We start from the raw sequence: 13,484 nt of genomic DNA on the forward strand, positions 1-13,484 counted from the left end.
CGGTCGCTGCAACGGGTTCGAGGTGTAGACACCGCAACTTATTTGAATCGACCGTGAGATTCACAAGCATGGATGTCGGAGTCTTAACAGTTGCATTAGCGGAAGAATCGATAGAGGACGCGTTTGAGTACCTCGCCGACCTCGACGTTGGGGCAGTCGAGCTTGGGTGTGGCGGGTTCGTCGGCGACGACCACCTGCCGAGGGAAGAATATCTTGACGACGAAGACGCGCAGTCCGAGCTTCAGAGATTACTCGATGAGAACGACCTGTACATCTCGGGGTTGGCGACACACAACAACCCACTGCATCCCGACGAGGAACGTGCGGCCGAAGCGGACAAGGAGCTCCGTGAGGCGATTCGACTCGCGAGTCAGCTCAGCGTCGACGCCGTGACGACGTTCTCGGGACTTCCTGCCGGCGGGCCAAACGATTCCGTTCCGAACTGGATCACCGCGCCGTGGCCCGACGAACACTACCAAGCTCACCAGTATCAGTGGGAAGAGGTCGCGATTCCCTATTGGCAGGAACTCGAATCGTTCGCCGACAACCACGGCGTGGATATCGCTCTCGAGATGCACCCGAACATGCTCGTCTACGAGCCACGCGGGATGCTCGAACTTCGGAACGCCACCGGCGACCGTATCGGCGCGAACTTCGACCCCTCTCATCTGTTCTGGCAGGGTATCGACATCACCGACGCGATTCGCCTGCTCGGCGAGCACGACGCCATCCACCACTTCCACGCTAAGGACACCAAGGTGTACGACGCGAATGCAAACAAGAAGGGAGTACTCGATACCGCGCCGTACACCGACGAAATCGACCGGTCGTGGCTGTTCCGCTCCATCGGCTACGGCCACGGTGAGGGATTCTGGAAGGACGTCGTCTCGACCCTGCGCATGGTGGAGTTCGACGGTGCGCTGTCCATCGAACACGAGGATTCGCTCACGTCCGCGACGGAAGGATTGGAGAAGGCCGTCGACGTACTCCACAGGGCGGTGTTCGAGACGAACACCGGCGAGGCGTACTGGGCCTGAGGTTCGACGATAGGCGAACCACTCTCCGTCGGCGTCCTCGGCTACCGATTCATGGGCAAAGCGCACGCTAACGCGCTCGTCCGCCTTCCGATGTTCTTCCTGGATGCGCCGGATGTCGAACGTCGCGTCATCGTCGTCTCGGCTGGGAACACACCTTCGTCCACGAGAACTACGAGTTCCTCTCGACGGTCGCGAACGACGGTGTGGACGCCGAACCCAGCAATGAGACATCGAGCGACGTCCCCACCTTCGGGGACGGATATCGCGTACAACGGCTGCTGTCGGTAATCACGGAGTCGGACGAGCGCGGTGAGTCGGTGACGATTGGCTGACTCGATATCATCGCAGGGTATTCCACCCGATATCATTGGAAGGAACGGTATGGAACGGTGTGCGGTTCGTTCAGTAGTTGATGTTGAGTTCGATGACGTTCGCCGCGTTGAGAACGCGCTTCGACAGTTCACCGTGGAGGTCGTCGTCGCTGACTCGGCTGGCGGGAGCCGAGACGCTGATGGAACCCAACACCTCGTTCGAGGAGGTTTTGACCGGTGCCGCGATGCACCGGAGACCTTCCAGCCGTTCTCCGTCGTCGATTGCGTAGCCTCGGTCGCGGATCGTCTCCAACGTGTCGAAGAGTTCCTCCCGCGTGCCAATGCTCTGTGGAGTGATCTGTTCGAGACCGTGGAGGTCGACGATTTCTTCGACGCCTTCCTCCGGAAGGTAGGCGAGAATCGCCTTTCCGAGACCCGTGGTGTGTAGGTACGTCCGAAGGCCTTCGTGCGTGTCTAGATCGACCGCCTTCGCCCCTTTTGCACGCATTAGTACACGCCTTTCCCCTGTTCTTCGACGAGGAGGTTCGCGAGTTCTCCCGTTTCGTCGGCGAGCGATTTGATCTCCGGTTCGGCAACCTCGTAGAGTTCCATCGACTTGCGGATGTGTCCACCGACTTCGAGGAACTTCAGCCCGAGTTGGTACTCGTCGCCGGTCTTCACGACGTAGCCGTGTTTCCGGAGCGTCGTCAAGTGGTTGTGTATCATGCTCTTTCCCATATTCGATCCCTCTGCGAGTTCGGTGATTCCACACGAGCCCCGTTGCATCAGTTTCTCGACCAGCGTGAGAGTTTTTTCAGTGGTTTGCACCGGGTGTTTTGCGTCCATGTCAACGTAGCCCACTCATTTATACGGCATAAAAATCCTGGATACCAGAACAGGAATTCGAACATCCGTTTCGAAGCGATATACCGTGCTACTCCACGGTTTCGACTCGTGTCGTTGTGAAGTACGTTCGGCCGGTCGCCGGTACTTCTTTTGTCGTCGGAACGTCGAACGCCGCCGTGGAGACGATATCGCTCGCCGACCGACCGACGCGGAGTTCGTAGGGGCCTCGCTCGACGGCGAGATTCATGTCCCGGTCGTGGTACGCGAGTTGTGAGGCGTCGATTTCGAAGGTAACGCGTTTCGACTCGCCAGCGACGAGGGATATTCGTTCGAACCCGATCAGTTCTTGAACCGGTCGTGCTTGACTCGGGGACTTCGCGCTCGCGTACAACTGGACGACTTCGTGTCCGTCGCGGTCGCCCGAGTTGCGGACCGTAATTTCGGCGCTCATCCGTCCGGACGGAGCGAGCGAGTCGGTCGATAGCGATAAGTCGCTGTATTCGAAGTCGGTGTAGCTCAGCCCGTGGCCAAACGGATACAAGGGTGTGCTCTCCGTGTAGACGTACTCCTCGTTCACGGTGTTGGGTTTCCGGTTGTAATAAACCGGCAGTTGGCCGACCGACCGCGGGATGGAGACGGGGAGGCGACCGCCGGGGTTGTGTTCGCCGAACAGCACTTCGGCGATTCCCTCGCCGCCGCGTTCGCCTGGAAGCCACGCGTAGAGGAGCGCGGGCGCTTCCTCGACGATCCACTCGACGGAGTGGGGTTTCCCGCTTACGACGACGACGACCAACGGCGTCCCGGTTTCGTGGACGCGTTCCACGAGTCCCTGCTGGACGCCGGGGAGATCCAAGTCGACCACGTCACAGCCTTCGCCGCTGGTGGGTACGCTGGGGAGGTCGGCTTGCTTCTCATCGATGTCGGAGAAATCAACGGCGGAGCGTGCGCCGACGAACGCGACGGCGACGTCGGCGGTTTCGGTCGCCTCGGCCGCCGAATCGAAGTTTTCGGTCGAGGACCCGGTCGTCGTACACCCCTGCTCGTATCGAACATCGAATCCGAATTGCTCGCCGCGTGCCTCGATGGCGTCGAGTGGGGTCGTGGCATCGAGGTCGACCTCCTCCGTGGGATAGTGGGCCGGATACGCGTAATCGCCCATGAGTTCCTGTGCGTTGTCGGCTTTCGGACCGACGACGGCCACGCCGTCCAGTTCCTCGCCGTCGAAGGGGAGAAAGTCGTCCTCGTTCTTCAGGAGGGTCATCGATTCGCGGGCGGCGCGGGTAGTGAGGTCTCTCGCGTTCTCGGTGTTGAACGGGTCGGCGGCGGCGTCGACGTCGACGGTCGGATCGTCGAGGAGTCCCTTCTTGGCCTTCGCCTGGAGCACCCGCCGAACCGCCGTGTCCACCGTCGCTTCGGCCACGCCCCCGTCTTTGACGGCGTTCACGAGATGCTCGCCGTAGCAGTCCGTGTAGGGGAGTTCGACGTCGATACCGGCCTCGACCGCCATCACCCCCGCCGCTTGCTCCGACGCCGCGACACCGTGCTCGCTTTGCAGGAACTCGACGCTGTAGTAGTCGGAGACGACCGTCCCGTCGAATCCCCACTCGCTTCGGAGAACGTCCGTCAGCAACCACTCGTCGCTCGCGCACGGGATACCGTCGATGTCGTGGTAGGCGTTCATCACGGATTCAGCTTCGGCCGTTTTGACGACGGCCTCGAACGGGAACAGGTGGGTTTCCCGAAGTTCCCGGCGTCCGACGTTGACCGAACTGCGGTTTTTCCCGCCCTCGCCGGCGCCGTGACCGGCGAAGTGCTTGAGCGTCGCAGAGATGCCGTCGCCATCACCCTGCAAACCGTTTACGTATCCACAGGCCATCACCGCGACCAAATACGGGTCCTCGCCGAAGGTTTCCTCGACGCGTCCCCACCGGGGGTCCTGTGCGATGTCGAGCACCGGAGAGAGCGCGTGGCTCGTGCCGATGGCCGCCAATTGACGACGAATTGTGGCCGTGATTTCCTCGACGATCGTCGACGACCACGTACTCGCGACGCCGATCATCTGAGGGAACGTCGTCCCCTCCGGTCCCATATATCCGGACAGACACTCCTCGTGGGGGATCGCGGGGATGCCGAGTCGAGTCTCGTCTCCGAGAAAATCCTGGAGTTCGTTCGTCCGTTTCGCGGCTTCCTGTGGTGGAAGGCTTCCTTCCCCGCCGAGTCTCGTCAGGTGACCGATTCCGTTTTCGAGGAGTTCCTCCATTGCCTTCCGGTCGAGGCTTCCATCGTCGTCGAGCAGTTTGTTCGCGTTCACCGAGCCCAGTTGTGCGACCTTTTCCGCTATCGTCATCTCTTCGAGGAGCTCTTCTACCCGCCCTTCGTCGGCGATACGACGCTCTCCGCGATCCGATCCAGTTTGCATCAGTTGAGCTCTCGCATTCACATCTCTTAATGGTTCGGATGGGAGGTATCGCGGTATTTCCACGCTTGATTACTCGCCTCCGTCGGCAACAACGGAGTCGTCCGCGACAACGTTACCGCTAAACGCACGACAGAACGAGTGTGATTTGATCCGTCACCGAACTGGAGGGGTTGTTCCTCTAGTTCGGGAAGTTGGGAACGCCCACGGCTTCGCCAGCGATTTCCGCCAATGCGGCATCCAAACGGATTTCTCGGACGACGACGCCGACCCACCTAATTCGACGAACTCGACCGAACAGCTCTCCAACCGGTCATCGCCGACGAAGTTTCATCGAGATCCATTCCCGATTAGTTCTATATATCAGAACAGGACGGCACGACAGTAAATTGGCACCAGATTGGACACCTGTTCGAAACAGGGGAGGAGTGTTTTCGGGTTCCACATCCGAAACCGAGTTTTCCGGGCCATCGGACGGATGAAGCGACGTGGGAGTGTCGGTGACGAATCAGTAACGAAGGTTCGGTCATCGACGATTCCGTTCGACACTCACAGGAGGAGTTACAATACTATATCTGTAATGCCCAGCAGAATCGCGTCGATGTTCCCGATAATCCATCGGTGATGTAGTGTTTCGGTATATAGAAATACCTTAGTTTTTACTACAAAACCACATAATTCCAATTCTGATATTCGGAACGATTGTCGTCAGTCCTGCTATCACCACGCTGTTGAAAATGTACAGGTGGAACGGAACGGTCTGGAAGATCGTCATGAATACCGACGGGTTGAATCCGTTCGGAACCAGTCCCCTGCCCCCGAGGTTGCTCATCGACATGAGCGCCGACACTATCGAGTAAGTATCTATTGGAAGCGATGACTGTCGAAATATCTGACTCGGCTTTCCCATAGGACAGTTTCAGGTATCGTGCGGTACAGGCTTTCTAAACCCTGAATAGGTATGTTTCTCCAAAAGAGCGAAGGGAACAAATTTCCTATCGCAATATATGGTTTATAGACTGTTGGGTTGTTGGCTTCGGACGATAGAGCCTTTGAATCCGGATCTACACTGAAAGTGGTGGTATTTCGTGTACTTCCGCATATGTGAGTAAGCGGAAGTGCACCCACCCCGAGACCCCCGAATCAATCTATGTGCAATCCGTAGTGGATATCATATCAAATATTCTGGCGGCTGCTCTTTGTCTCACAGGTCGTCGCAGAATTCTACGTGATTCAAACCTATACCGGGTCAGCGACTACAAATCTCAGCATTCTCATCCTGTACATCTACACCCTTATATACGTCATAGCTGGAGTCGGTTTGTTCATCATGCGTCATGAGAGTCTCCGAAAGCTCATCGACCGCACTGCTTCGAATGTCCGCAACGCAATTGGGAGTGGCGCCAATCAACCTGAAAGCGCAGATTAATCAGGCTATGCGGATAGCATGGATCGATCGCTATTTTGGTTTCTGTGTAAATCGTCATTCTTCGAATACCCTGAGTATCCCGATTTCCAACCGACGGATAGAACCAAAATGTGCCTAATTAGTCAAAATCTTCACTCCGCCCAGTTTCTCGGAGAATAAACGGACCAATCGAAAGCGTGCGTTTTGCTACTGTCGCAATACGAAGGATATACGCGAGGAGGATAATGAACGGAACGACAGCAATGGTAGACGCCAAACTCACGACTAAGACATCGTTGCTGATGCCGACGGTTGCCCCGGGAATCGCTTTCGCGTCAAAATAGATGATCATTGCCACTGTCACGACGAGTGCGGGAACTGCAGTGTAGAGCATAGCTCGTGAGAGGTTCACGAGTTCCCACTGAAAGTACAATGTTTTAAAATGTTCTCGAGATGGACCGAAAAAGGTGAGAGAGTTGATAATGTCATCGAACGCCTCATCCACCTCCTCGGTGAGTGCGTCGGCGTGTTCATTACGTATTTTTCGCGCAAGGAAGATTTTCCACGAGTAGTTGAAGTTAAGAATCGCCGAGAGCACATCGAAGGTGCCAAACTGTGTTTCTTCGAGTGATTCGCTGACCTCATCTGCGTTGCCCGTCAGCCCATCAACGTAGCTTCGAATCTCGTCCTTGAGATTTTCATCTCGGCTCGTATCGACCGTGTCAGCGAGTGCATTCGCTCGTGACTTCGTCTCGTCAAGGAGTGCCTGCATGAACGATGCCGGTTCTGGTGGTGCGGTCGTTACATCCAATACGTCTTCCACCTCCCGTTGGAACTCCATTGCACCCTCCATCCGACTTCGTTGATCGCCGATCGGCCCGAGTTCCTGCGAGAGGACGAGCTGGTTGAGTGTTACGACAAGTGTCACGCCCGTAATGATTGCTCCAATAAATCCTTGAAAGACAGTGTCAACTGGATCGTCACCGGGTCCGATATATTGTTCGAGAGGAGATGGGTCTGCAATACCTAGGGCAACAAGCGTGAGAAAAACCGTAACCAATACACCTCCCGCAACAAACCACCTGTTTGCCTCCATCAACACCCAGAGTTTGACGCGACTTTCACTTGCCCGTTCTCGCATCGTGTCTCCAGGTTGGGTACTCTCGTCTGATTCACCCATACTTGCTTGAAGCTAAGCGGACTCAAGTAGCCGTTGATAACCGTTTCTGTTCTCTGTACTCTCTATAGTACTGAACACCATTCGGCAATACTTTAGTGACTAAAAAAGCGGAAGTCATTATCCATCTAACAATAAGTCATTTGCCAATATAAATACTATTTGATCAGAATAAATATACAGTTAGAAACTAGCTAGTCTGTATGGAATCGTGTGATACCGGCGCAAACGAGGTGCATCATTGTGTTTCTCCGTCCACAGAGATCACTCGAGATCTATGGTTAGGGTTACTGGTTGGTTTCATGGGTGCAGTAATCGCTTGGTCATGTGTTTTATATTATTATTTTATATTGCTATAAAATCGGATCTCACCAGTTTGTTGATGGATTATTAAAATAGCTATTGTGATTGTTTCTTTCTGCCCGGTGAGTTACATAATAGTGCCTTGCCGCCAAGTATTCTTCCGTCGTCTCTACAAAAGCTAGCTAAGAGTGAGGCATCGTTTTCAAAACATTTCGAACTCATTGCAGAGGTTTTTTAAAAATTGAAACCAGCAAGGTACTATGACCCTTCAGCAAACGTTTCGTGAAGGGTATCGAAACGCGTTTCCAACACTTCTATTGAGTGCATTTGGAGGGCTGTTAGCTGGGGTAATTCTTGGCGGAATGGAAGCACAACTTAAAGAAATCCCTGGACTGCTCGTAATCGTTCCTGCCTTTCTTGCAATCCGTGGCAGTGTCTATGGCTCACTGGGATCTCGATTATCGAGTGCCCTGCACCAAGGGATTCTCGATCCCGAGCTCACTATAGACGATCGGCTTATCGCCGCAGTTCTTGCAGCTATCTTAAATGGCCTTATTGCAACGTTTTTCGCGGCGTTCGTTGCGTTTATGATTCTCTCGGTATTGGGACAGGCGGTAGCACCATTACTTACTCTTTTGATTATTAGTCTCGTTGGTGGAATCCTCTCATCGATTGCGCTTACAGTCGTTATATTATTGGTCGTCTTTTCTGGCTACCAGCGTGGACTGAATCCGGATAATCTCATTGGACCAGCATTGACCACTGCTGGTGATATCTTTGGTATGCTCTCGCTCTACATTGCTGCTGAATTCGTGCTTCTATTGCTCTGAAACATCTTTTAAATATCATTTTGGAACCAAGAGCTGTGCAACGACAAACAGGACAATAACTCCCAGAATATCACACACATTTGTAACAACCGGTATAACCACATCGTCGGGATCCAGCTGTAACTGATACGCAGCATACGTAGCAAGGAAAGTAACGACTATCGCGATGAGTGCAAGCACTAATCCGCTAATGAACGCAATAGTGACGACTATATTCACCCCAAGCGTTGTTTGGCTAACAATTCCTGCCAAAAACCACCCGCTAATACCGACGATAGGGAAAATACTTACTGCTAAACCGATGGTAAGTAATCCGTTTGCCACGAGTGGCTCATTGCTCACGTCGAATGAAAGCGTACCAAGGTGCACTGCGGTTGAAATTCGGGCAGCGAGTATACTTCCGAGATTGCCACCGGTACCAATCATTACGGGAACAAGAATAAGCAGTGCAGGATATTGAAAGAGAACAGCCTCAAATTCCCCGAGAATGAGACCACTGCCGATTTCAAGGAGCGTCAGTATGAGCAGTAGTGGGAGGAGTGCTTGGGTAATCCCACGGAGGCTCCAAGTAGACATCTTATGCGTTTACTGGATTCCCGAAAATGAATAACTGATGCGGTCTTGCTCTGTTTGTCCTGCTATTGAGTACTGTCACGAAGAGGAACGACTACAAGAACCCTGTACTCTACTCCTTGAATATGAACCGGACGATTGGAAGTGGGATAATTTTCACTGGTATCGGGAGTATAGGCTACAGTATTGGTATATTCGTCTCATATCCTGGCCGTGCGTTTTCGATCACAGCCGTTATGATCGGAATTAGCCTCCTTGCAATTGGGCAACGATCACAGGAGGTACCGACATGAGCCTTTATGCAGTGATTTACACTGATGATGGGATCACACGATATGATGACATCGAGCTTGCAGCACAGATGGATGGTCCCACATGGATTCATGCAACTGATGCAGACCCAATCGAAATTCGAACGCTTCGCGATGAGTTTGGAATCCATCCACTTGCCATCGAAGATGTCCTTGAAAACACGATGCGGCCGAAAACGGAGGAGTACGACGACTATACGTTTGTGTTGATGAAAACTGCCCAGCTGAGTCAGCGTGACGATACTCCCTTTGCAAAGGAAATTCAGACGACACCGATTGGCTTTTTCATTGGTTCAGATTGGTTACTCACACTTTCGACGAGCGAGCTTCCAGCGATTGAACGAACACATGATCGGTTGGTGAATGGTGGCACTCGGATACTCGATCGAGGACCCGATTTCGTTGCCTATCGACTCATCGACCGAGTCGTCAATGATTACTATTCATTACTTGATGAACTTGAAGATGATATCGAGGCGATCGAAGAAGACATTCTCGACGGGATTGAGCCGGCGATACTTGAAAACATAAATGATGTTCGTCGTGATCTCCTTGCGTTTCGGAAAATCGTCTGGCCAGCTCGTGAGGCGATTGCATACCTTTCGATCGGTAGTTCGAGTATCATTCGCGAAGAAAATGAAAAATACTACCGCGACGTGTACGATCATCTGGTGCAAGCAGTCGATCTCATCGAAACATATCGAGAGTTGACGACTGGGTCTCGGGATATTTATCTCAATACTGTCTCCCAATCGACGAACGAAGTGATGAAAGTACTTACCGTCGTTGCAACGATTTTCATCCCTCTCACATTCGTTGCTGGTGTTTATGGGATGAACTTTGATCCAGCAGCATCATCATTCAATATGCCAGAACTCCTGTGGGCCTACGGTTATCCAGCGACAATGCTCGGAATGCTCGCAGTTACTGGCATTATGCTTGTTCATTTCCGTCAACAAGACTGGATCTAAGTCAATTCTCAATCGAATACTATACAGTTCACTATGAACAGGTTAGCTACTATGTCAACAATTTCTGTCCAGTTGTCGGTCGTAGGTATTTCAATTCTCTCCGTGTGGATCGGCCTTATCACTGCTTTAGGGGCGTGGTCAAACCAGGTTATTGTATTTTGGAGTCTAATTCTGTTCGGCTTCGTTGGACTTGTTCTTTTACTCGATATGAGAGTTGGATCTGCGATATAGCAACGGTACAGATCGGTGATCCGCAACTCCACACAAGAAACCGTAATCCTTCGTAGCAAGCGATTGCAGCATTAAACAGTTAACAGTACTCCCCCAATGATTGCAAGGAGACCAAGCCCAACACACACCACCCAGAATGAGACTCGCTCAACGAGGCGCATTAACGCATCAATCGTGATGTAGCCAACCACTGCCGCAGTCACGATGGAAACGAACGCCGCAAGTGGTGAGAGCGATGGGATGCCACCACTATCTACAACCGCGATAAGGGCCCCTCCTAGAGCCGCAGGAATCGAAAGCAGAAACGACAGTCGGAATGAATCGGGACCATCGTGCCCTCGTAGGAGGAGGGCGCTTGCCGTCGTCCCTGAACGCGATACGCCAGGTAGAATCGCAAGTCCCTGCAGGGATCCCACGAGAACCGCATCACCGAGATTGGGCTCGTCTCGCGTTCCAAGAGAGAGCCCACCGGCAAACCGCTGTAAGAAGCCAGTGCAAACCAACAGAAGACCGATCAACGCAACGAACGTTCCGCCAGTGACTGCAGAAATAACGTGTTCGAGCCCAAGATACGCGATAATGCCGACGATCCCAGACGCGATACTTGCGATCCCTAAAAAGGACAGCGTGGCTGACTCGTCCGAAAATGCACTCTGAGGTCGCCAGTCTGGGAGTGTCCGCAAGACATCTGCGAGTTCACCCCGATAATAGGCTGTCGCCGACACGGCAGTCCCAAGATGAAGGAACAGCGCATATGCAACTGCTTCGGCCGGTGATGCAAGGTTGAAAAAGGCAAAGACCAGTGTGATGTTGCCTTCACTTGAAATCGGCAGCCATTCAAAAATTCCTTGGAGGACACCGAGCACGAGGCCAATCAGAAATGAGCGACTCATAGGTCACTCATTGGAATAGGCGATGAAATACCCTTTGAAACAACTGTATATGGATTGGACTTTTGTCACCTTTTAACTCATTCGATGTTACCATGTAACTGCTTCACGAAATACTCTTAGATAAACATGCCTTTCTTCTTTAAGTCGGTGAGCGTCACGACGTCTACGTTGCTTTGCTTCAGATGTTGAAGAATGCTCTCAAACTTCTTGCCAGACACACCATCTGGGCCGATTTTATGGAAAGTAAAGATAGACAACTGCCTGTATCTCGCTGCGTAGTCGATCATTTGTTTCGTATAATTCACACTCCCTTCGCCGTACATTCGAGAGACAATCATGTCTTTGGTCACCATTGGCAACGCATTCGGCGATCCACCAAAAGACAGCGTCACGTCAAAATGTTTTTTCGCAAGTTCAAAAGTATTCGGTCCAACAACATTCTTCGGAACGGCCATGTACTTGTGTCCCTCATACCCATACTTCTTGAGCCAGTTTTTCATCTCAACCATTGCCTTTTCTTGTTTTTTTGCAGAGAGCTCAGGCAATGGATGTCCACCGATATGTGGGTGGGCAATCATATCCCACCCATCGTTGGCCATCTCACGCATTTGTTGCTGCGTGAGGAATCCATCATCATACACCGCATCCGTAATGACGGCATCGACTCCTGGGAATCCGTATTTTTTCATGTGCTTTTTGTATGCAACGGAGTACTGCGATTCAAGGCTATCATCAAATGTCAGCATCACCATTCCCTTCTCCGGTGTGGGAACGGTCTTTACGTCATCAACGTAGAACTCGACAGGTGTCGTCGAATTCGGGTCTTCCGGCCGGCCGAGAATACGCACTTCATAGACTTGGGAAAGGTCGACACCCTGCTGGCGCTGCACACTTGTGACGCCGAGATTGACGCGAACCCATTTTCCTTTCGGTCCGTAAAGCGTGCGTTTCAATTCGACGATATGGCCACGATCGGGAGCATACAATTGAACCGCGATCTTCACGAAGTCGTGTGAGGTACATTTGAATGCCAATGAGAGGTTTTTGTTGCGAAAATTAGCGGGATTACTACCAAAGTTGACCCGATGGATTTGGCCCTCGATAGATTGTTTACTGCCAATGACATGGGCTGACTGTGAACCAGCATATACCTGTTTTGTACCCTTTTTTAGCGTTCCCAGTCCGTCGATAGCACTCCAACTGCTAAGTGTTTCAAAATCCTCAAACGTCTTGGGGACCGTTCCTTGATCGTCCGAGCTGGTTGTTGTTTGTTCCTGTGATGTCTGTGTTTCTTGAGTCGACGTCGTACTTCTGTTCGCAGTAGTCGATGATGGCTCTGGAGTGTTTGTCTCCTTGTTCGAGTCACCGAATACCGTGCAGCCTGCAAGACTGACCGTTCCTATTGTTCCAACTGTTCGAAGGAGAGTACGTCGTGTTTGGCGGGGCATTCTTACAGAAGCACAAAGATGGTGGTGTTAAAGCCTTTTTCAAAATGTGTGAAAAGCTGGATATTCCACAGATCTCTTAAATAGTGCTTACAGATTCTGGAGGTGAATTTTATTGAGATGGTGCCAGATACCGTAGGAAAAAATAATAAAATACGTCAATTTTGTTGTGGCAGCAAATGACAGACAAAAGAAAAAGCAGGCATACGATTGACGCATTAACACCACTGTTTAATTGACTCTATCGTTACAACGTCTCGAAATATGCGAGTTGCAGCCAGTACGCTCTTTTGGTGAATTCATCTACCAATAGAAAACTATGTGTCGGTAAAATAAACTGCTCCACCGATCGTGATACACATCATTCCAATCCACATTAAAAATAGCGCGAATACTGCGTTTTTCCGCGTTACAATTCCGCTCTGGTTGACGACAGATGTAGTGAGAACGCCAATCATGGCACCGAATAAGAGTACTGTAAAGAGAGAGCTGCCTATCAGAAACAAAGAAAATTCCAAACCACCCGATGATTGATGTAGCTTTGATGAGTTCATTGCTGGTTTCTCCCCCATCGTATCGTATATCGTTTACCATCTCCTTCGATTCTCCTTCAAGCGAAACACTCTCTCCAGCATGAATCAAACCTTCTACTCAATAAATCCATAAGCAGAAGTGGACAACCCACGGAAACCCTCGAATCGATCTGTGCGCAGTCCGTGGTGCAGATCTCCC

Annotated in this window: 9 protein-coding genes and 1 pseudogene; 4 read left to right on the top strand and 6 right to left on the bottom strand. The window is 51.9% G+C overall.

What is annotated here, in order from left to right; genetic code table 11:
• Positions 1 to 68 precede the first annotated feature (68 nt).
• The gene (locus tag AC1XDK_RS27240; protein WP_483353158.1) at positions 69 to 1,037 is read left to right on the top strand and encodes a sugar phosphate isomerase/epimerase family protein; all 969 of its coding nucleotides are present in this window, start codon (positions 69 to 71) and stop codon (positions 1,035 to 1,037) included.
• 203 nt (positions 1,038 to 1,240) lie between these two features.
• Entirely contained in the window at positions 1,241 to 1,369 is a 129-nt protein-coding gene (locus tag AC1XDK_RS27245) for a hypothetical protein (protein ID WP_483353159.1), read from the top strand.
• 70 nt (positions 1,370 to 1,439) lie between these two features.
• Here AC1XDK_RS27245 and AC1XDK_RS27250 read toward each other — a convergent pair.
• The 3 genes and pseudogenes from AC1XDK_RS27250 to AC1XDK_RS27260 all read right to left on the bottom strand — a co-directional run bounded on the left by AC1XDK_RS27250 (position 1,440) and on the right by AC1XDK_RS27260 (position 7,198).
• Positions 1,440 to 2,194 (bottom strand): annotated as a pseudogene (locus tag AC1XDK_RS27250) (IclR family transcriptional regulator).
• Between the two features lie 88 nt (positions 2,195 to 2,282).
• Positions 2,283 to 4,613, bottom strand: coding sequence for a glycoside hydrolase family 3 N-terminal domain-containing protein (locus AC1XDK_RS27255; RefSeq protein ID WP_483353160.1), 2,331 nt, complete (start codon positions 4,611 to 4,613; stop codon positions 2,283 to 2,285).
• 1,544 nt (positions 4,614 to 6,157) lie between these two features.
• Complete coding sequence (locus tag AC1XDK_RS27260) at positions 6,158 to 7,198, bottom strand: DUF7972 family membrane protein (protein WP_483353161.1); 1,041 nt, start codon at positions 7,196 to 7,198, stop codon at positions 6,158 to 6,160.
• 560 nt (positions 7,199 to 7,758) lie between these two features.
• On the opposite strand from AC1XDK_RS27260, the gene AC1XDK_RS27265 reads away from it, so the two are divergent.
• Complete coding sequence (locus AC1XDK_RS27265; protein WP_483353162.1) at positions 7,759 to 8,328, top strand: magnesium transporter; 570 nt, start codon at positions 7,759 to 7,761, stop codon at positions 8,326 to 8,328.
• Positions 8,329 to 8,343: 15 nt separating this feature from the next.
• Here the strand turns inward: AC1XDK_RS27265 and AC1XDK_RS27270 are convergent, their stop codons facing one another.
• Positions 8,344 to 8,904 (bottom strand): magnesium transporter, encoded by a 561-nt coding sequence (locus AC1XDK_RS27270; protein ID WP_483353163.1) that lies wholly within the window; start codon positions 8,902 to 8,904, stop codon positions 8,344 to 8,346.
• A 286-nt stretch (positions 8,905 to 9,190) separates the two neighbouring features.
• Between AC1XDK_RS27270 and corA the strand changes: the two genes are divergently transcribed.
• Positions 9,191 to 10,183 carry a magnesium/cobalt transporter CorA gene (corA, locus tag AC1XDK_RS27275; RefSeq protein WP_483353164.1) on the top strand — a complete coding sequence of 331 codons (993 nt, stop codon included), beginning with the start codon at positions 9,191 to 9,193 and terminating at the stop codon, positions 10,181 to 10,183.
• Positions 10,184 to 10,485: 302 nt separating this feature from the next.
• Here corA and AC1XDK_RS27280 read toward each other — a convergent pair whose 3' ends face one another.
• Together AC1XDK_RS27280 and AC1XDK_RS27285 are read right to left on the bottom strand one after the other, a co-directional pair.
• Positions 10,486 to 11,307 (bottom strand): undecaprenyl-diphosphate phosphatase, encoded by an 822-nt coding sequence (locus AC1XDK_RS27280; protein ID WP_483353165.1) that lies wholly within the window; start codon positions 11,305 to 11,307, stop codon positions 10,486 to 10,488.
• A gap of 116 nt (positions 11,308 to 11,423) precedes the next feature.
• Positions 11,424 to 12,755 carry a polysaccharide deacetylase family protein gene (locus AC1XDK_RS27285; RefSeq protein ID WP_483353166.1) on the bottom strand — a complete coding sequence of 444 codons (1,332 nt, stop codon included), beginning with the start codon at positions 12,753 to 12,755 and terminating at the stop codon, positions 11,424 to 11,426.
• Positions 12,756 to 13,484: the final 729 nt, after the last annotated feature.

This window comes from Haladaptatus sp. HS23 (assembly GCF_056892285.1).